Source organism: Baekduia sp. Peel2402 (assembly GCF_052567285.1).
On record NZ_CP199582.1, the window covers coordinates 2,023,097 to 2,041,949 of the forward strand.

The window sequence follows — 18,853 nt, forward strand, 5'->3', positions numbered from 1 at the left end:
GTTGCGTCGCGAACGGTTTTGGCTAAGTTCTAGGCCATGGCCTTCTCACGTCCTGCTCCGCTCCGCGAGGAGCTGGCGCGTGCGCTCCCGGATCGCCCCTTCGAGGTCGCGTTCTGGGACGGCAGCACGCTGCCGGCCACCAACGGGTCTTCGCTGACCACGTTTCGCGTCAAGTCGCCGACCGCCCTGGCCCACGCGCTGCGCGCCCCCGGCCAGCTCGGCCTCGGCCGCGCCTACGTCTCGGGCGCCCTGGACGTCGACGACATCGACGCCGCGATCGACGTCCTCGACACCTGGAAGCCGCCCGCGCTCGACACCTCGGCCAAGCTGAAGCTGGCCGCCGCCGCGCTGCGCTCGACCGGCTTCATCGCGCCGCCCAAGCCGCCGCAGGCCGAGCTCGTCCCGCAGGGCCGCCGCCACTCGATCGAGCGCGACAAGGCCGCCGTCCGCCACCACTACGACGTCTCCAACGAGTACTTCTCGCTCTTCTTGGACGACACGATGACCTACTCGTGCGCGATCTTCTCCCGTGGGGCCAAGACGCTCGAGGAGGCGCAGTGGACCAAGCGCGAGCTGGTCTGCACCAAGCTCGGGCTGAAGGCCGGAGAGCGCGTGCTGGACGTCGGCTGCGGCTGGGGCGCGTTCGCGATCCACGCCGCCAAGGAGCACGGCGTGCACGTCACCGGCATCACGCTCTCCGAGCCGCAGGCCCAAGAGGCCCGCAAGCGGGCCGAGGCGGCCGGCGTCAGCGACCAGATCGAGATCAAGGTGATGGACTGGCGCGAGCTGGACGCCGAGCCGTTCGACGCGATCTCCTCGATCGGCATGGTCGAGCACGTCGGCTCGGGCAACATCGACAACTACGTCGCGGCGTTGTACGACTTCCTCAAGCCCGGCGGTCGCCTGCTCAACCACGGCATCGGCCGCCTGCGCTGGAACGACCCGGAAGCCGGCCCGTTCTCGGAGCGCTACGTCTTCCCCGACGGCGCGCCGCTGCACGTGTCCCGCATCCTCCAGGCGGTGGAGAAGAGCGGCCTGGAGCCCACGCACGTCGAGGGCTTCCGCACGGACTACGCCGAGACCCTCAAGCATTGGGCCGACCGCTTCGACGCCAACCTGCCGCGGGCGATCGAGCTCGGCGGCGAGGAGCGCGTCCGCGTCTGGCGCCTCTACCTGCGCACGGCCCGCCGGGGCTTCGAGACGGGCTTCTTGTCCGTCTTCCAGGTGCTTGCCACACGCCCCTCTTGATGGCGCGATGGCTCGGGCTGGCGGCGATCACCCTCGCCGCCAGCCTGGCCTTCGACCTGATCTCGCTGCCGTCGCCGTTCCTCTTCGGCGCGCTGCTCGTCGGGCTCGCCGTCGCCCTTGCGCGGCCAGGCTCGCTCGACATCCCCGACCCGCTCTTCACCGCCGCCCAGGCGCTGGTCGGCGTCGCGCTGGGCGCCTACCTGAAGTCCTCTTCGCTGTCGGCGCTGGGCAACGACTGGCTGCCGGTCGCGCTCGTGTCAGCCGCGACGCTCGCGGTCTCGCTCGCCGCCGGCCTGGCGATGGCGCGGCTGACCGAGCTGGACCGCGCGACCGCGGCGATGGGCATGGTCGCCGGCGGCGCGTCGGGCATCGTCACGATGGCCCGCGACCTCGGTGGCGACGACCGCCTCGTCGCGTTCATGCAGTACTTGCGCGTGCTGGTCGTCGTGCTGCTGACGCCGATCCTGGTCGCCGTCGCGTTCCCAGGCGACAGCGGCGGCGGGACGGCGAGCGTGACCGGCCTGCCGCTGATCGGCGACGCGCGCGACTGGCTGGTGACGATCGGCCTCGCGCTCGTGGGTGCGGCCGCCGGCCGCCTCGTCCGCCTGCCCGCGGGTGCCCTCCTGGGCCCGATGATCCTCGCCGGCGCGGTCACGCTCAGCGCGCCCGACGGCTGGTTCGTCGTGCCGACCGCGATCCAGGACGCGTGCTTCGCGGTCATCGGCCTACAGGTCGGCTTGCGCTTCACGGTCCAGACCGTGCGCCAGACCGGCCGGCTGCTCGTCCCGGTGCTGCTCTCGGTCCTCGTCCTGCTGCTCGCCTGCTTCGGCCTGGCGATCCTGCTCGACGCCACCACCTCGGTCTCGCTGCTGGACGCCTACCTCGCCACGACGCCCGGCGGCCTCTACGCCGTCCTGGCCGCGGCCGTCGGCGCCGGGGCCAACACCACGTTCATCGTCGCCGTCCAAGGCCTACGGGTCGTGGTGATGGTGTTGCTCGCGCCGATCGCCGTGCGACGCCTGATCGCCTAAGCGTCGACCGCCACGGCCCGGCGCGGCACCGGCGAGGTCTGCATCACCGACGTCGTCGTCTGCCCGAACACGGTGAAGCGGTCGATGACCTCCTCCAGGTGCTCGACGTCGCGGACGTGGACCTTGGCGAAGAAGCAGTCCTCGCCGGTGATGCGGTGGCACTCGACGACCTCGGGCGTGGCGCGCGCCAGGTCGGCGACCTTTGCGATCTGGCGCGGCGCGGGCCGGATCCGGACGATCGCGCTGAGCGCGAAGCCCAGCGCACGCGGGTCGACGTCGGCGTGGAAGCCGCGGATGACGCCGTCGTCGGTCAGGCGGCGCACGCGCTCGGCGACCGCCGGCGGGGAGAGGCCGACGCGGCGTCCCAGCTCGGCCAACGACAGCCGCGCGTCCCGCTGCAACTCGACCAGCAGCCGATGATCGGTCTCATCGAGATCTGGCAATCGATTCGACGGCATCTACACGAGCGTACCGTCGTTCGACCCTTCCCACACGCCTTCGACCACGCGATCGTATCGGGGACCGATGCGGTACTTCGCAGTCAGCGCCGTCTTTCACTACCTCGGACCCGCGTTCGCGGTCCTGCTGTTCGCCCGTGTCGACGTGCTCGGCGTCGCGTGGCTGCGGATCGTGGTGGCTGCCGCCATCTTCGCCGCGTGGCGCCGGCCGTGGCGGCGCGTCGGGCGGATCGACGCGACGCTCGCGGCCTGGGGCGCCTGCCTGGCGCTGATGAACTGCTGCTTCTACCTGGCGATCGACCGCCTGCCGCTGGCGACCGTCGCCGCGATCGAGTTCCTGCCGGTCATCGCGCTGGCCGCGCTCGGCGCGCGCACGTCGCGCAACCTCGCGGCGCTGGCGATCGCGGTCGCCGGCGTCTACCTGCTGACCGGGATCCACTTGGAGGGCGGCGCGCTCGGCCTCGCGCTCGCCTTCGCCAACGCCGCGTTGTTCGCCGCCTACATCGTGCTTGCCGACCGCGTCGCCAAGCGGCCGGGCCTCGACGGCATCGACGGCCTCGGCATCGCGATGCTGCTCGCCGCCGCGGTCGTCACGCCGCTGACGGCCTGGGCGGCGATCCCGGCCTTCGGCGACCCGATCGCGCTGGCTTCCGGCCTCGGCGTCGGCGTCTGCTCGTCGGTCATCCCCTACGTGTCGGACCAGCTCGCGCTGACGCGGATGGCCCGCGCGACCTACAGCCTGATGGTGTCGCTCCTGCCCGCGATCGCGACCGTGATCGGCGTGGTCGTCCTGACGCAGATCCCGTCGGCCGCCGAGGTCGCCGGCGTGGCGTGCGTGGCGATCGGCGTCGCGCTGCACGCTCAGCCGGAGGCCCCGCCCTCGCCCAGCCGGGCCAGCGCCATCTCCGAGGCCGAGCCCGGCTCGGCGTAGTAGGCGATGATGAACTGCCCGGGCGCGTCCGGGACCGACAGCACCTGGCGGTGCAGCGCCAGCGCACCGGCGGTCAGATGCGTGAAGCGCTTGACGTCGTTGCGCGTCGCGCGGACGTCCTGGATCGCCCACAGGACCTGGAACTCCGCGCTCCCTGCCTCCAGCTCGGCGACCAGCGCGCCGAGCGCCGGATCGTCCAGCGCCGCGCCGACCGCCGCGCGCAGCGAGGCCACCGCCTGCTGGGCGATCACGTCCCAGTCCGCGTAGAGCCCGCGCGCCGCGGGGTCGAGGAAGATGTCGCGCACGAGGTTGCGACCGGGCGCGAACAGCGGCGACAGGGCACGCGCCAGCCCGTTGGCGGCCAGGACGTTGAAGCGCCGTCCGCGCAGGTAGGCCGCGGCGCCCGACCAGCCGTCCAGCAGGTGCTGCACGCCGGGACCGACGGCCTCGGGCGCGGTCACGACCGCCGGCCGCTCCTGCGCCCGCGCCAGCTCGTGCAGGTATTCCGTGCCCTCGGCGTCCAGCGCCAGCGCGCGCGCCAGCGCGTCGAGCACCTGCGGCGACGGGCGCCGGTCGCGACCCTGCTCCAGCCGGACCAGATACGGCTCGCTGACCCCGGCCAGCGCGGCCAGCTCGTCGCGCCGCCGCCGCGGGCCGAGCGCGGCCACGCCGGCCTGTAGCGGCGAGACCTGCCCGCGGCGCGCCTTCAGGAACGCCCCGAGCGCGTTGTCGGCGTCGAGGGCCATCGTCCCTCGCAGGGTAGGCGCCTCAGGGTGCACCCTGCGAGGGTCCTGGCTGAGCCGCGCGCCACCCGGCACCGTCCAGGGCATGAGCACGAGCAAGACCTGGTTCATCACCGGCGCCTCCCGCGGCTTCGGCCGCGCCTGGGCCCAGGCCGCGCTGGAGCGCGGCGACCGCGTCGCGGCGACCGCCCGCGACACCTCCACCCTCGACGACCTGGCCGACCGGCACGGCGACGCCCTCCTCCCCCTCACCCTCGACGTCACCGACCGCGCCGGCGCCTTCGCCGCCGTCCACGCCGCGCACGAGCGCTTCGGCGCCCTCGACGTCGTCGTCAACAACGCGGGGTACGGGCTCTTCGGCGCGATCGAGGAGGTCAGCGAGCCCGAGGCCCGTCAGCAGTTGGACACCAACCTGCTCGGCCCGCTGTGGGTGACGCAGGCCGCGCTGCCGATCCTGCGCGCCCAGGGCGGCGGCCGGATCCTCCAGGTGTCCTCGATCGGCGGCATCGCCGCGTTCGGGCTCCTCGGCCTCTACCACGCCTCTAAGTGGGGCCTGGAAGGCTTCAGCGAGTCGCTCGCGCTGGAGACCGCGCCGCACGGGATCCGCGTCACGCTCGTCGAGCCCGGGCCCTACGCCACCGACTGGTCGGGCGCCTCGGGCCAACATGCCACGCCGCTGCCCGCCTATGACGCGATCCGCGAGGCCCGCGCCGCCCAGCGCAGCGCGCTCACCCCGCCCGCCGCCGCCGCGACCGCGCCGGCGATCCTCCGTCTCGTGGACGCCGACGAGCCGCCGCTACGCCTCTTCCTCGGGCCGTTCCCGCTGCCCGTCGCCGAGCGCGCCTACGCCGATCGCCTCGCCACCTGGCGCGCGTGGGCGCCGGTCTCCGACGCGGCGGTCTAGGACGACTAGCCGCCGGTGACGAACAGCATCGCCAGCCGCGCGCCGGCCGCGGAGCCCGCGCTCAGCTCGACGGCGTCGGCGACCGAGGCGATCGTCGGCAGCCCGAGCCCGAGGCCCGGCGAGTCCGGGCGCGGCAGCGGGCCGAAGCCGTCGTCCTCGACGACGATCCGCAGGCGCCCGTCGTCCAGGACCCGCGCGTCGACGCGGATCTCGCCCGGGTCGCGGTCGCGATAGGCGTGCAGGACCGCGTTGGTCGCCGCCTCGGAGACCGCGAGGCGCACGTCGCTCAAGCGCCCGTCGGGCACGCCCACCTGCTGGGCGTACTGGGTGACTTCGCTGCGCAGGAAGGCGACCTGCTCTGGTGTCGCCGACACCGCCCAGCGTCCGGGCTCGGGCGCCATGGCAGGGGGTGTAGCCCGGCAGCGCCCGTGTCATGCACGCCCGTGCCCCGGATTGCGCGTCAGCCGGTGAAGGACGCCGCAGCGATCGGCGCCAGCGTGTCCAGTCGCGCGGCCAGCAGGCCCTGCCACGACAGCAGGTAGACGCGGTCGCCGATCACCAGCGAGCGGGCGACGCTCACGTTCGCCTCGGTGCCTGCCGCCGCTGCCGGGCTGACACGGCCGATCTCGCGCAGCTCGGTCGCGCTCGCCTTCAGGCCGACGGCGCCGTCGAAGTCCGACGTCCAGAGCGGCAGGACCACGGTCTGGGCCGGCGCCCACCACAGGAACGCGTGCGGGTCGACCTCGGCGGGGCTGCTCGCGTTGCCGTAGACCGCGTGCTGCACGCGCTTGGGGAGGGCCAGGTTGGAGACGTCGAAGACCGAGACCTGCGTGCCCTGGACGCGGCCGCGGTCGTCGGCCTCCTGGCCGACGCCGAGCAGCAGCCCGTCGCCGATCGGGTGCAGGTAGGCCGAGTAGCCGGGGATCTTCAGCTCGCCGGCCACGCGCGGCTTGGCCGGGTCGCCGAGGTCCAGCGTGTACAGCGGGTCGACCTGGCGGAACGTGACGACGTAGCCGGTGGCGCCGACGAAGCGCACCGCGTAGATCCGCTCGCCCTGCCCTAGCCCGCTGACCTGGCCGACCTGGCTCAGCGCGCCGCTCGGGCCCGGCTTCAGCACCGTGACGCTCGACTGCGCGGGCGTCGACTGACCGCCCTCGGGCAGCCACGACGGCTCGTCGGTCGAGGCGACGCGCAGCGCGCCGTCCTGCTCGGACATGGCGTAGGAGTTGAGGACGAAGCCGGGGACCGTGCCGGAGCCCGCGTAGGTGGTGGTCCCGTCGTCGGCGGCGGCGAAGCGGTGGATCTCGGTGGTGAACTTCGGCGGGACGTCGGTCGCGTCGTCCAGCCCGCGCACGTACTTCTGGCTGGCGACGTAGAGCGAGGTGCCGGAGCCGTAGACGGTCTGCGCGCCGGCCATCACCGCGTCGCGGTCGACGTTGTACAAGCCCTTGTCGAGGTCGACGGTCAGGACGGTCAGCAGGCTGAGGCCGGAGAAGACGTCAGGGCGCCGGACGTCGTCGCACGGCACCACGCCGCGCCGGTAGGTGCGGCCGGTGAGCTTGGAGCGAATCGTCGTCGCCGGCAGGAACGTGCGCAGCGGCGCCTTGTCCAGCGCGACCGGCTCGCCCGGCGTCGGGGCGACCTCAGGCGTCGCCGAGACCACGATCCGCGCCGTGCCGCCGGTCATCCGCGCGTCGACGTATTGGCCGGGGACGTCCATCGTGCGCGCGACCTTCGGCGCCGCCGGGTCGGTGACGTCGACCTCGGTCAGCGTGGTCTGCGAGCCGGCGCCGCTGAGCACGAGCAGGCGCGTGCCGCGCAGCAGCAGGTCGTGCGCGGTCGTGGTCTGCGTGAGCGGCAGCGTGGCGATCACGCGCGGGGCGTCGCCGGTGACGTCGACCACGCGCAGGGCGCCCTCGACGGCCGCGTAGACGACCTTGCCGTCGGTCTTGACGACGTCGGGCTCGTCGATCCCCGCCTCCTGCACGTTGGTGGTGGAGAACTCGGTGGTCTTGCCCGCGCTGGCGCTGTCCTCGACGCCGTTGGCCGACGTCGGCGCCGCGGCGACATCGTCCAGCGGCCGCGGTGTGGGCCGCGCGACCACGTCGATCGCGACGCCGCCGACCGCGCGCACCGGCACGCCAACCCCGCCCGCGCGCTGGGCGTTCTCGCGCGCGTAGCCCAGCAGCGCGCGGCACGACGTGAAGGCCACCAGCTTGGGGCGCTTGGCCTTGGCCGGCGCGGCGTCCGCCGCCGCGGGCGCGAGCACCGCCAGGAGGACCAGCACCGATACCCAGGAGATCACGGAGCGACGCATCGTTCACCGAGCGTACTCATCAACGTCACCGAGCGGTCACCGAAAGGCAACGGGCCGGTCACTCGGTTGGGTGGGCGCTGGCCCGAAGGTTGGTGACATGAACAGGTCCAACACCATCCGGGCGGCTGCGACCGCCCTCGCCGCCGCGGCCCTCGCGGGCGGCGCCACCGACGTCGCGTCTGCGACCACGACCGCCGTCGCCGGCTTCGACGCCGAGGCCCACCGCGGCGGCCGCGGGCTGCGGCCTGAGAACACGCTCGCCTCCTTCGGCAAGGCGCTGCAGCTCGGCGTCACGACGCTGGAGCTCGACACCGGCGTCACCAAGGACGGCATCGTGGTCGTCAGCCACGAGCGGCGGATCTCGCCGCTGGAGTGCGGCGGCGACCCCACCAACAAGTACATCGGAAAGCTCATCCGCGAGCTGACCTACGCGCAGCTCAAGACGCTGGACTGCGGCGTGCGCGGGGTCAACGATGCACTGCGCGCCACCCAGGAGCAGGTGCCCGGCACGCGGATGCCCAAGCTCTCGCAGGTCTTCGCGCTGGCCAAGCGCTACGGGGCCAAGGACGTGCAGTTCAACATCGAGACCAAGCTCGACCCGACCGTGCCCGGCGACACGGTCGGCCCGGACGCCTTCGCGCGCAGGGTGATCAAGGAGATCCAGAAGGCGCACGTCCAGAAGCGGTCGTTGTTGCAGTCCTTCGACTGGCGGACGCTGAAGGTCGCCCAGAAGGTGGCGCCGTCGCTGCGGACGGTCGCGCTCGCCCAGCCGTCCAACGTCTTCCCCGGCTCCAAGTGGACCGCCGGGATCAAGATCACCTCCAACAAGCCGTTCGACGACGGCTCCGCCGCGACGGTCGTCGCCAAGCAGCTGCGCGCCGACGTCCTCTCCCCGGTCGCCACGTCCACGACCGCGAAGCTGATCAAGACCTCGCACAACCTCAAGACGCCGGTCGTCCCGTGGACGGTCAACGAGAAGCCCGACATGGTGAAGTTGATCGACGCGGGCGTCGACGGCCTCATCAGCGACTACCCGGACCGCCTGCGCGAGGTGCTGGTGGCCAAGGGGAGCGACGTCGCGGACCCGATCCCGGCGCCGTTCGACGTCGAGGCCCACCGCGGCGGCCGCGGCGAACGGCCCGAGAACACGTTGGCGTCGTTCGGCCACGCGCTCGACCTCGGCGTCGACACGCTGGAGCTCGACACCGGCGTCACCAAGGACGGCGTCCTGGTCGTCTCCCACAACCGGGCGATCAACCCGGCGCACTGCGTCGGGCCCTACGGCAACCAGCTGATCAAGGACCTCACCTTGGCCCAGATCAAGGAGGAGGACTGCGGCCACCGCGACGCGGGCTTCCCCGGCCAGGTCGACTCCGGCGTGCAGAAGATGCCGACGCTCCAGGAGGTCTTCGACCTCGTCGCCCAGCGCGGCGACGACCGCGTCCGCTTCAACATCGAGACGAAGATCTCGCCGACGGTCGACGACACCGCCCCCTATGACGTCTTCACCGCCAAGCTGGTCAAGGCGATCAAGGACAACAACCTGGAGGACCGGGCGATGATCCAGTCCTTCGACTGGCGCACGATCATGCTCTCCAAGCGGCTTGACGCATCGATCGAGACGGTGGCCTTGGTCTGGCAGTACGCCGGCGCCGACTGCGACGACATCGCCGACGAGTGCTCGCTGGAGGCCGTGATCGGCGATCCGTCGGTGACCTCGCCGTGGACCGGCGGGTTGGACTGGTGGGACTTCCGCGACCTCGGCGCGCTCGCCCGCGCGGCGAAGGCCGACGTGGTCTCCAGCAACTGGCAGGTCCACGACCCGACCCAGGACCGCTTCGACTCGTCCGATGAGTACCTGAAGACGGACCCGGCGATCTATCACGGCCCGACCGTCCCGCAGCTCCAAGACCGTGGCCTGAAGGTCGTGCCCTACACGGTCAACGACGAGCCGACGATGCAGCGGGTGATCGACCTCGGCGTCGACGGGATCATCAGCGACTACCCCACACGCCTGCAGCTGGTGGCCAAGCGCAACGGGCTGGAGTGAAAGTCTCACTCTGAAGGGACGATTGGCGCGGTCCCCCGTTGGTCGTACGATGCCGACATCGTCGCCACGGGGGACAGCACCGAGCCGACCGCTCAGCGCGCGGTCCGCGCTGCGTACGCGCGGATCGCCGCGGCCGACCGGCCCGAGGTGTGGATCACGCTGCGCGCCGAGGCCGACGTCCTGGCCGAGGCCGCGGCGCTCGACGCGCTGCCGGCCGCGACGCGCGCGGCGCTGCCGCTGTTCGGCGCGACGCTCGCGGTCAAGGACAACGTCGACGTCGCCGGCCTGCCGACGACCGCGGCGTGCCCGGCCTACGCGTACACGCCGTCGGAGTCCGCGCCGGCGGTGCAGCGCCTGGTCGATGCGGGCGCGCTCGTCCTGGGCAAGACGAACCTCGACCAGTTCGCCACCGGGCTGGTCGGGACGCGCTCGCCCTACGGCGCGGTCCGCGACGCCCACCGGCCGGAGTTCGTCAGCGGCGGCTCGTCGTCGGGCAGCGGCGTAGCCGTGGCGCTCGGGCTCGTCGATCTGGCAATCGCCACCGACACCGCCGGATCGGGCCGCGTCCCGGCCGCGTTTGGCGGCATCGTCGGGATCAAGGCCACGCGCGGCGTCGTGCCGGTGCGCGGCGTCGTCCCAGCGGCGCGTGAGTTGGACTGCGTGACGATCTTCGCCCCAGAGCTGACGGCCGCTGAGCGCGCGATCGCGATCATGGCCGGCCCCGACGCGCAGGACCCGCTGTCGCGCACGTTCCCCGACGACGCGCCGCTGGCCGCGCCGCCGGCTCCGGTCGTGGCGGTGCCCGACGCGGCGCAGCTCGGCGATCTGACCGACGACGCGCGCGCCGCCTTCGCCGCCACGGTCACGCGGGTGGGCGCAGCAGGCGCGGAAGTCGTCGGGATCAACCTGGAGCCGTTCCTGGAGGCCGCGCGGCTGCTGTACGACGGCGCGCTGGTCGCCGACCGCTACGCCGCCGTCGGTGAGTTCATCGACGACCATCCCGACGACGTCGACCCGACCGTCGGCGCGATCATCCGCGCCGCCGGCGACATCACCGCGACGCAGTACCTGCGCGACGTCGAGCGCGTCGAGCGACTCAAGGTGAAGGCCTTGGACGCGCTGAGCGCAGCGGGCGTCCACGCGCTGCTGCTGCCGACGACGACCGCGCAGCCGACGATCGCTGCGGTTGCTGCCGACCCGGTCCAGACCAACCGCCGCCTGGGCATCTACACCAACTTCTGCAACCTGTTCGACATGGCCGCGGTCGCGGTGCCCGCGGGCACGGCCGACGGCGGCCGGTTCGGCGTCATGGCGCTCGCCCCGGCCTTCCACGACCGGGTCGCGGTCGACGTCGCGCGCCTCGCGGAGGCACCACCGCCGCCGCCCGACGACGACGGCGAGCTCGTGGCGGACGCGGCAGCCGAGACCGCGCCCGCCCACGCCGGACCCATCCTCGGCCCGCCTGCCACCGAGCTGCTCGTCATCGGCGCGCATCGCCGCGGCCAGCCGCTGCACCATCAGCTGACGACGCTCGGCGCGCGCTTCGTCGCGACCGTCCGCACCGCGCCGGCCTACCGCATGTACGCGCTCAACACCGAGCCGCCCAAGCCCGGCCTCGTCCGCGTCTCACCTGGCAACGACGGCGGCACCGGCATCGAAGGAGAGTTGTACGCCTTGCCCGCCGCTGCCCTCGGCAGCTTCCTCGCCGCCCTCCCCGCCCCCATGACCCTCGGCGCCGTCACCCTCTCCGACGGCCGCACCGTCGTCGGCTTCGGCTGCGAATCCGCCGCCCTCGCCGGCGCCCCCGACATCACCCACCACGGCTCCTGGCTCGCGTACCTGGCCGCCACGGGCGCCGCCGCCGAGCTGCCGGCCTGAGGCCACCGGATCGCGGGTACGCCCCGCCGCGATGTCCAGCGCCCTTCGCACTGCGCTCCCGTTCGCGGCCTTCGCCGTCTTCATGGGGTACTTCACGCTACGCGCGCGCCGCGACGGCACGTCCACGCGCGAGTGGATCAACCGGCGCAACCGCCGCGCCTTCACGACGCCGCTGAAGCCGGGCTGGTGGATCCCTTACGTCGTCTTCGCGGCGGCGGCCTGGACGGTGATGTTCGTCGTGTCCGGCTTCAAGCTCGTGCTGCTCGCCGCGCTGCCAGTCGTCGTGCTCTGGGTCCCGCTGATGACGCTCGCGTTCCGCTGGTTCTACGGGCGGACGGGCGAGCGCTAACGCTCGCGCAGGCCGTCGAGCGCCATGTCGAGGATGCGCTCGATCTGACCAGGGTCGGCGGTGCGGATGGCGGCGATGCCGGAGACCATGCGGCCGACGTCGGAGAAGGTGGTGTCCTTGCGCGCCTCGCCGGACTCCTGGGCGCGGCCTAGGAGCATCTCGCCCGCGGTGAAGATCGCCTCGCGACAGGCGACGAAGACCGGCGCGTCGGCGTCGACGGCGTTGGCCATCTCCTCCATCAACGCGCGCTTGGTCGCGGCGTAGCGGACGAACTGGCACAGCCAGGTGACCAGCGCGTCCCAGGGGTCGAGGTCGCCGAGCTCGTTGGCCTTGGCCGACATCTCCTCGACCTCGTCGACGTAGACGGCCTCGAGCAGCGCCTGGCGGGTCGCGAAGTGGCGGTAGAGCGTGCCGATGCCGACCTCCGCGCGCCGCGCGATGTCCTCTAGCGACGCACCGGTGCCGTCCTGCTCGAAGGCGTCCCCCGCGGCGCGCAGGAGCTTCTCGTAGTTGCGGCGCGCGTCGGCTCGCTTCGGGCGCTGGGCGAAGCCGGTGACCTGGTCGGCTGGGGTGATCGTGCTGTCGGACATCGAACTGCTTTTTCCTCTTCTTGCGAAACGGAGGCACCCTCCGCTATAGTTGTCCTTAGAAGCGGAGGCAGCCTCCGCCTAATTCGGAGGACGCCTCCAGTTTAGCGCCCTCCCGCAAGACCCTCAAAGGAGCACCTCTCCCCATGTCGTTCCCCACGACCTGGCGCGCCGATGCGCGCCGGCCATCTTCTGCTGCGCCCGGCGGCAACCTCGTGCTGGGCCTGATCCTTGCGGCGTACCTGATGATCGTCCTCGACGTCTCGGTGATCATCACCGCGCTGCCCGACATCCACTCCGCCCTCGGCTTCTCCTCCGAAGGCCTGACCTGGGTCCAGAACGCGTATGCGCTGACCTTCGGCGGCCTGCTCCTGCTCGGCGCCCGCACGGGCGACATCCTCGGCCGGCGCCGCACGTTCATGGTCGGCATCGCGCTGTTCACGTTCGCGTCGCTGCTGGCCGGCCTGGCGCAGTCGTCCACCTGGCTGCTCGCGACCCGCGCGCTGCAAGGCGTCGGCGCCGCGTTCGCCGCGCCGTCGACGCTCGCGCTGCTGACCACCACGTTCCGCGAGGGCACCGAGCGCACCCGCGCGCTGGCCTGGTACTCGGCGGTCGCCGGTGGTGGCGGCAGCGCCGGCCTGGTCCTCGGCGGCATGCTCACCGACTGGGTGTCGTGGCGCTGGGGCATGTTCATCAACGTGCCCGTCGGGCTGGTCGTCATGTACCTGACGCCGCGCTACCTGCCTGAGACCGAGCGCAAGCCCGGCCGCTTTGACCTGACCGGCGCCGTCACCTCGACGGTCGGCATGGTCGCGTTGGTGTACGGGTTCGTCAACGCCGCCGCTCACGGCTGGGGCGACACGGTCACGGTCGCCTCGTTCGCGCTCGGCGCAACCTTGTTGGTGTCCTTCATCCTCAACGAGATGAAGGCCGAGCAGCCGATCACGCCGCTGCGCCTGTTCGCCTCACGCGAGCGCTCCGGCGCGTACGTCGCGCGGCTGCTCGTCGTCGGCGCCATGTTCTCGTCGTTCTTCTTCATGACCCAGTTCCTGCAGGGCGTGTTGAACTACAACCCGCTGCAGGCCGGAATCGCGTTCCTGCCGATGACCGCCGTGATGTTCTCGATGGTCCGGATCGTGCCGCGGCTGACCGCGCGCGTCGGGTCGATGACGGTCCTGATCGGCGGGCTGACGCTCGCGCTGACCGGAATGATCTGGCTGAGCCGCCTGTCGGACGCCACCGCGTTCTTCCCCGGGATCGCGCTGCCGCTGGCGCTGCTGGGCACCGGCATGGGCATGGCGCTCACGCCGCTGACCGGCGCCGGCATCGCGGGCGTGGACCCCGAGGACGCGGGCGCCGCCTCCGGCGTCGTCAACGTCGCCCAGCAGCTCGGCGGCTCGCTCGGCCTCGCCATCCTGGTCACGGTGTTCGCCTCGGCGCAGGACGCCGCGGGCGGCGCGACCGCCCACGCGCTGGCGCACGGCGTCTCCTCGGCGCTGACCGGCTCCGCGGTCCTGCTGGCCATGGGCCTCAGCGTCGTCGTGGTCGTCATGCACGGCGAGCGGATCCCCGCGCTCTCCCCGGCGCGGCTACTGGCCCGGGTGGCGGCGCGCTAGCGCCCCACCCAAACCGGTGGGCACCGCTCACCGCCACGGGTCGAGCACGCGTAGCATCCCCGCGTGCTCGACCTCCCGCCCTCGACGCTGCCCACCGCCCCGGTCGCCGAGATCGCGACCTACGGCTCGACCACGGTCTGGGTCGACCCCGTCCGAGGGGTCCTCGTGCGACGCGGGACCACGACCACCGCGCTGACGATCGCGGCCAAGGGGTTGAAGGACCTCGACCTCGGCCCCGTCGCCGACGGCACGCCGACCGCGGTCTACGTCCGCTGCGCGCCCGGCTGCAAGGTGTACGCCTTCTCGCTGAAGGCCGGCGCCACCGCTACCGTGCGCCCGGTCGCCGCCGCGGCGGGCGGGCGGCTCCCCACGCTCTGGAAGGGGATGCTCGCCTTCCATCGCTCGCGCTGGGTCTACACCGCCAGGCTCGGCTCCTCGGCGCCCGCCAAGAAGCTGATGGGCGACACGAGCTTCCACGACATGGAGCTGGGCCCGAACGAGCTGGCGTTCGCGGGCGAGTACCCCGACGAGGGCAACGGCATCACCGAGGTCGACCTGGTGCCCTTGAGGAGGATGCGCGGCCTCTGGTTCCCGGTCGACCAGCAGGTGATCGGCGAGGGCTCGGCCGCGGGCTACGGCGGGCTGACCGCCGACGACGACGGGACGTTCGCGTGGGCGCGCGCGTCCCGCGTCGGCTGCGGGAGGCCCAAGCGCGTCGTGCGCCACGGCTCGTTCCGCCACGTCGGCAGCACCGTCCCGCGGTCGGGCGCGCCGCTCGCCGCCCGCTTCGCCGATCCGGACGTCCCGGCCACGCCGACGTCGGAGGACTGCGGCGACGAGTAGTGCCCGGTCGGCCGTTCCGGGTAGCCCTCGCCCATGGACGAGATCGACCTCGATGCCGTGGAGCAGGTCCTGCGTGAGCGCGCCGACGCGCTCGACCTGCGCCTGACCGGCATGGCGGCCCCGCCCGAGCGGGGCAGCGGCATCTCGTTCGGCAAGCGCGTCGGCGACGGCACCACCGAGGCGGTCCGCCGCCTCACCGAGGTCGGTGTCGGCGGCGCGCTGGAGACCAAGCAGCTGCGGGTCCTACGCGCGCTGGAGAAGCTCGAGGCCGGGACCTACGGGATCTGCGACTCCTGCGGGCAGCCGATCGCCCCCGCCCGACTGCGCTTCGCGCCCGAGTCCGTGCTCTGCATCTCCTGCGCACGTCGGTGAGTCCGAACCACTGATTACCATCGCGCGATGCGCAGCGATGTGGAGGTTCGCGCGCCGGGTCAAGAGGCCGAGCACCTGCGGCGCGTGCTGCTGGAGCTCGGCGTCGACGAGGTCCGCGCGGCCCGTAACGGCCTGAAGGTTTCGCTGCGCTCCGCGCCCGCGGCCTTGCGCGGCGTCGCCGGCACCCTCGGCGCCTGGGTCGCCGACGGCGCCGAGCCGGTGACCCTGACGCTCGACGACGAGCCGCTGCTGGTCACCGGCCTGCTGGACGACGACCAGCGCCGGGCCGTCGACCGCTGGATCGCCCGGCGCGCCTGAGCGGCAACTCGCCTAGGCCCCGACCGGATGCCAGGCGGTGCGCAGCTCGGTGAGCGCCTGAAGGCGCGCCAGCGAGGAGCCGTCGTCGCCGCGCAGAACGCGCTTGAGGGTCTCGGACGCGAAGGTGTCGATCTGGACGGCCAGCTCGGCGTCGCCGGTGAGGTCGATGATCGCGTTGACGTCGCGGTGGGAGGCGAGGGCGGGCACCAGCTCGGTGGCGCGGCCGGAGATCAGGTTGACGACGCCGCCGGGGACGTCGCTCACCCCGAGGACCTCGCCGAGGTCGAGGCCGGGAAGCGGGTCGTTCTCGGGCAGCGCGACGACGACCACGTTGCCGGCGGCCAGCGGCGCGGCGATCGCCGACACCACGCGCGCCAGGGAATCCTCGCCGCCGCACGCCACCGCGACGACGCCGGTCGGCTCCGGCGTGGAGATCGACAAGAACGGCGCGGCCACCGGGTTGACGCCGCCGAGGACCGCGTGCAGCTTGTCGGTCCAGCCCGCGTAGTGCACGAGCGCGTCGACCGCTTCGCCGACGTCGCCGTCGAACTCCCGCGCGCGGGACTCCAGCGCCTCGGCCGCGCGGTAGAGGATCTGCCCGCGGTTGTACGCGGTCCGCCCCGCCCAGCCGGCGGCCGCGCCGCGCGCGACCTTGACCGCGTCGCGGACGTCCTTGCGCGAGCCGCGCGGAACGTTCACGCCATCAACCACATCATGTCGCCCGGACTCGGTGCGCACGAAGGCGCCGCCGACGTACAGCTTGTAGGTCTTGGTCACCGCTCGCCGCGCCATCGTCGCTCACGCCTCCTTGACGTACGGCCGCAGCCCGGCCGGCCCGCCCTCGCGGCCGAAGCCGCTCTCCTTGAACCCGCCGAACGCCGCCGTCGGGTCGAAGTGGTTGTAGGTGTTCTGCCAGACGACGCCGGCCTGTAGCGCGGACGTCACCTGGAAGGCCTTGGACCCCTTGTCGGTCCAGATCCCAGCGGCCAGGCCGTACTGCGAGTTGTTGGCCTTCTCGATCGCCTCGGCGTGCGTGCGGAACGTCGTCACCGTGAGTACCGGCCCGAAGATCTCCTCGCGCGACACGCGGTGCGCGGGCGAGGCCTCCGTGAACAGCGCCGGCGCGAACCAGTAGCCGCGATCGGGCAGCGAGCACGACACTTGCCGCAGCCCCGCGCCCTCCTGCACGCCCGCCTGCACCAGCTCGTCGATCCGCGCCAGCTGCGCGGCGGAGTTGATCGCGCCGACGTCGGTGTTCTTGTCCAGCGGATCGCCGACGCGCAGGTGCTGCATCCGCGCCCACAGCTTCTCGACGACCTGCTCGGCGACCGACTCCTGTACGAGCAGTCGCGAGCCGGCGCAGCAGACGTGGCCCTGGTTGAAGAAAATGCCCTGGACGATCCCTTCGACCGCCTGGTCGACCGCCGCGTCCTCGAAGACGATGTTGGCCGACTTGCCGCCGAGCTCCAGCGTCAACCCGATGTCCTTGCCCGCCAGCGCGGCCTGGATGTCGCGGCCGACGGCGGTCGACCCGGTGAACGCGACCTTGTCGACGTCGGAGCGCACCAGCGCCGCGCCCGCGCTCCCGTCGCCCGGGACGATGTTGACGACGCCGTCGGGCAGCTCGGCCTCTTGGATGATCTCGGCCAGCAGCAGCGCCGTCAGCGGCGTCGTGTCGGCGGGCTTCAACACCACCGTGTTGCCCGTCGCCAGTGCCGGCGCCAGCTTCCACGCGGCCATCAACAACGGGAAGTTCCACGGGATGACCTGGCCGACGACCCCGCGCGGCACGACGGCGCGGCCGGGCAAGCCGTACTCCAGTTTGTCCGCCCAGCCCGCGTAGTAGAAGAAGTGCGCCGCGGCCAGCGGGATGTCGACGTCGCGCGACTCCTTGATCGGCTTGCCGCCGTCGAGCGTCTCGACGACCGCCAGCTCCCGCGCGCGTTCCTGGATCAGCCGCGCGATCCGGAAGACGTACTTGCCGCGCTCCAGACCCGGCAGCTTCGCCCATCCGGCCGCCGCGCCACGGGCCGCCTCGACCGCCCGCGCGACGTCGGCCTCCGACGCCTGCGCGATCTCGGCCAGCGGCTCCTCGGTCGCCGGGTTGATCGTCGGCGCGTAGTTGTCCGCGTCGACGAACGACCCGCCGATGAACAGCCCGTAGCGGTCGCGCAGCCGGACGTGGTCGGTCGACTCCGGCGCGGGCGCGTAGTCCCAGCGGATCGGCGCGCGGTCGGCGGCCGCGGTCGGCCCGCCCGTCGCGTGGCCGTTGGTCGCGGTGCGGTCTTCGGTCGTCGCCATCGCCAACTACTCCTTCGAGAAGTCCTCGGCGCGCCCGTAGCGGCCGGTCTGGGTCTTCGCGTACTGCAACAACAAGTCGTTGAGCACCGACGAGGCGCCGATGCGCAGCAGGTCCGGCGTCAGCCAGTCGTCGCCGAGCGTCTCCTTGACCAGCACCAGGACGCCCAACGCGCTCTTCGCCGTCGACACCCCGCCCGCCGGCTTCATCCCGACGATCCTGCCGGTCCGATCCACGTAGTCGCGGATCGCCTCCAACATCACCAAGATCGTCCCGGGCGTCGCGCCGCCGCCGGGCGCCTTGCCCGTCGAGGTCTTGATGAAGTCCGCGCCCGCGTCCATCGCGAGTATCGACGCGTGCCGGACGTGGTCGTAGGACCCCAACTCGGCGGTCTCCAGGATGACCTTCAGGTGCGCGGCGCCACAGGCGTCGCGGATCTGCTCGATCTCGGAGGTCACGGTCGCGTCGTCGCCGCGCAGGTAGGCGTCGCGCGAGATCACCATGTCGATCTCGTCGGCGCCGTCGGCGACCGCCTGACGGACCTCCTCCAGCCGCGTCGCCAGCGGCGTCTGCCCGGCGGGAAAGCCCGTGGCGACCGAGGCGACGTGCACGCCCGTGCCCGACACCGCGTCGCGCGCCGCGCCGACCATCGTCGGGTAGACGCAGACCGCCGCGCACGACGGGACCTCGGGGAACTGCGGCGCGGGCGTCACCGCCTTGGCCGCCAGCTGGCGCACCTTGCCGGGCGTGTCGGCGCCCTCGAGCGTCGTCAGGTCCAGCATCGAGATCGCCAGCAGCAACCCCTGCCGCTTGGCCTCGCCCTTGATCGAGCGCTTGCCCAGCGCCGCCACGCGCTCTGAGACCCCGACGCGATCGACGTGGGGCAGCGTCCTCATCGCCGTCATACCG

19 protein-coding genes are annotated in these 18,853 nt (G+C 72.6%); 11 read left to right on the plus strand and 8 right to left on the minus strand.

Features of this window, described 5'->3' with window-relative positions; translation table 11 throughout:
- Positions 1 to 36: 36 nt before the first annotated feature.
- Together ACT01A_RS09830 and ACT01A_RS09835 are read left to right on the plus strand one after the other, a co-directional pair.
- Positions 37 to 1,248 carry a class I SAM-dependent methyltransferase gene (locus ACT01A_RS09830; protein ID WP_445152068.1) on the plus strand — a complete coding sequence of 404 codons (1,212 nt, stop codon included), beginning with the start codon at positions 37 to 39 and terminating at the stop codon, positions 1,246 to 1,248.
- Positions 1,248 to 2,279 (plus strand): AbrB family transcriptional regulator, encoded by a 1,032-nt coding sequence (locus ACT01A_RS09835; RefSeq protein WP_445152069.1) that lies wholly within the window; start codon positions 1,248 to 1,250, stop codon positions 2,277 to 2,279. Before ACT01A_RS09830 ends, ACT01A_RS09835 begins: the two co-directional genes overlap by 1 nt.
- Here the strand turns inward: ACT01A_RS09835 and ACT01A_RS09840 are convergent.
- The gene (locus ACT01A_RS09840) at positions 2,276 to 2,737 is read right to left on the minus strand and encodes an Lrp/AsnC family transcriptional regulator (protein ID WP_445152070.1); all 462 of its coding nucleotides are present in this window, start codon (positions 2,735 to 2,737) and stop codon (positions 2,276 to 2,278) included. The two genes, ACT01A_RS09835 and ACT01A_RS09840, sit on opposite strands and share 4 nt — an antisense overlap.
- 67 nt (positions 2,738 to 2,804) lie before the next feature.
- On the opposite strand from ACT01A_RS09840, the gene ACT01A_RS09845 reads away from it, so the two are divergent.
- The gene (locus tag ACT01A_RS09845; protein WP_445152071.1) at positions 2,805 to 3,668 is read left to right on the plus strand and encodes an EamA family transporter; all 864 of its coding nucleotides are present in this window, start codon (positions 2,805 to 2,807) and stop codon (positions 3,666 to 3,668) included.
- Here ACT01A_RS09845 and ACT01A_RS09850 read toward each other — a convergent pair.
- Positions 3,599 to 4,414 carry a helix-turn-helix transcriptional regulator gene (locus ACT01A_RS09850; RefSeq protein ID WP_445152072.1) on the minus strand — a complete coding sequence of 272 codons (816 nt, stop codon included), beginning with the start codon at positions 4,412 to 4,414 and terminating at the stop codon, positions 3,599 to 3,601. The two genes, ACT01A_RS09845 and ACT01A_RS09850, sit on opposite strands and share 70 nt — an antisense overlap.
- An 82-nt stretch (positions 4,415 to 4,496) precedes the next feature.
- Between ACT01A_RS09850 and ACT01A_RS09855 the strand changes: the two genes are divergently transcribed.
- The gene (locus ACT01A_RS09855; protein ID WP_445152073.1) at positions 4,497 to 5,315 is read left to right on the plus strand and encodes an SDR family NAD(P)-dependent oxidoreductase; all 819 of its coding nucleotides are present in this window, start codon (positions 4,497 to 4,499) and stop codon (positions 5,313 to 5,315) included.
- A 5-nt stretch (positions 5,316 to 5,320) separates the two neighbouring features.
- On the opposite strand, the gene ACT01A_RS09860 is transcribed toward ACT01A_RS09855, so the two are convergent.
- On the minus strand, positions 5,321 to 5,716 hold the full coding sequence (locus ACT01A_RS09860) for an ATP-binding protein (RefSeq protein ID WP_445152074.1): 396 nt from the start codon (positions 5,714 to 5,716) through the stop codon (positions 5,321 to 5,323).
- Positions 5,717 to 5,775: 59 nt separating this feature from the next.
- A complete protein-coding gene (locus ACT01A_RS09865) occupies positions 5,776 to 7,632 on the minus strand; it encodes a beta-propeller domain-containing protein (RefSeq protein WP_445152075.1) in 1,857 nt (618 codons plus the stop codon).
- A 97-nt stretch (positions 7,633 to 7,729) separates the two neighbouring features.
- On the opposite strand from ACT01A_RS09865, the gene ACT01A_RS09870 reads away from it, so the two are divergent.
- From ACT01A_RS09870 to ACT01A_RS09880, 3 genes are read left to right on the plus strand one after another with little or no spacing between them, the layout of a single operon-like run.
- Complete coding sequence (locus ACT01A_RS09870) at positions 7,730 to 9,682, plus strand: glycerophosphodiester phosphodiesterase family protein (protein ID WP_445152076.1); 1,953 nt, start codon at positions 7,730 to 7,732, stop codon at positions 9,680 to 9,682.
- Between the two features lie 21 nt (positions 9,683 to 9,703).
- On the plus strand, positions 9,704 to 11,560 hold the full coding sequence (gene atzF, locus ACT01A_RS09875) for an allophanate hydrolase (protein WP_445152818.1): 1,857 nt from the start codon (positions 9,704 to 9,706) through the stop codon (positions 11,558 to 11,560).
- A 31-nt stretch (positions 11,561 to 11,591) separates the two neighbouring features.
- Complete coding sequence (locus tag ACT01A_RS09880) at positions 11,592 to 11,909, plus strand: hypothetical protein (protein ID WP_445152077.1); 318 nt, start codon at positions 11,592 to 11,594, stop codon at positions 11,907 to 11,909.
- Here the strand turns inward: ACT01A_RS09880 and ACT01A_RS09885 are convergent.
- Positions 11,906 to 12,499, minus strand: coding sequence for a TetR/AcrR family transcriptional regulator (locus tag ACT01A_RS09885; protein ID WP_445152078.1), 594 nt, complete (start codon positions 12,497 to 12,499; stop codon positions 11,906 to 11,908). The two genes, ACT01A_RS09880 and ACT01A_RS09885, sit on opposite strands and share 4 nt — an antisense overlap.
- Positions 12,500 to 12,642: 143 nt before the next feature.
- Here ACT01A_RS09885 and ACT01A_RS09890 point away from each other — a divergent pair, with 143 nt between their 5' ends.
- From ACT01A_RS09890 to ACT01A_RS09905, 4 genes are all read left to right on the plus strand, one after another.
- Positions 12,643 to 14,112 (plus strand): MFS transporter, encoded by a 1,470-nt coding sequence (locus ACT01A_RS09890; protein WP_445152079.1) that lies wholly within the window; start codon positions 12,643 to 12,645, stop codon positions 14,110 to 14,112.
- A gap of 63 nt (positions 14,113 to 14,175) precedes the next feature.
- Positions 14,176 to 14,955 (plus strand): hypothetical protein, encoded by a 780-nt coding sequence (locus tag ACT01A_RS09895; RefSeq protein ID WP_445152080.1) that lies wholly within the window; start codon positions 14,176 to 14,178, stop codon positions 14,953 to 14,955.
- 33 nt (positions 14,956 to 14,988) lie between these two features.
- Positions 14,989 to 15,327, plus strand: a complete 339-nt coding sequence (locus tag ACT01A_RS09900) for a TraR/DksA family transcriptional regulator (protein WP_445152081.1) — start codon at positions 14,989 to 14,991, stop codon at positions 15,325 to 15,327.
- 27 nt (positions 15,328 to 15,354) lie between these two features.
- On the plus strand, positions 15,355 to 15,645 hold the full coding sequence (locus ACT01A_RS09905; RefSeq protein WP_445152082.1) for a hypothetical protein: 291 nt from the start codon (positions 15,355 to 15,357) through the stop codon (positions 15,643 to 15,645).
- A gap of 12 nt (positions 15,646 to 15,657) precedes the next feature.
- On the opposite strand, the gene ACT01A_RS09910 is transcribed toward ACT01A_RS09905, so the two are convergent.
- Genes ACT01A_RS09910 through deoC form a run of 3 tightly spaced genes read right to left on the minus strand, consistent with a single transcriptional unit; the run spans position 15,658 to position 18,849 of the window.
- Entirely contained in the window at positions 15,658 to 16,437 is a 780-nt protein-coding gene (locus tag ACT01A_RS09910) for an aldehyde dehydrogenase family protein (RefSeq protein ID WP_445152083.1), read from the minus strand.
- Between the two features lie 6 nt (positions 16,438 to 16,443).
- The gene (locus ACT01A_RS09915) at positions 16,444 to 17,946 is read right to left on the minus strand and encodes an aldehyde dehydrogenase family protein (RefSeq protein ID WP_445152084.1); all 1,503 of its coding nucleotides are present in this window, start codon (positions 17,944 to 17,946) and stop codon (positions 16,444 to 16,446) included.
- A gap of 6 nt (positions 17,947 to 17,952) precedes the next feature.
- On the minus strand, positions 17,953 to 18,849 hold the full coding sequence (gene deoC / locus ACT01A_RS09920) for a deoxyribose-phosphate aldolase (RefSeq protein WP_445152085.1): 897 nt from the start codon (positions 18,847 to 18,849) through the stop codon (positions 17,953 to 17,955).
- Between the last annotated feature and the right edge of the window lie 4 nt (positions 18,850 to 18,853).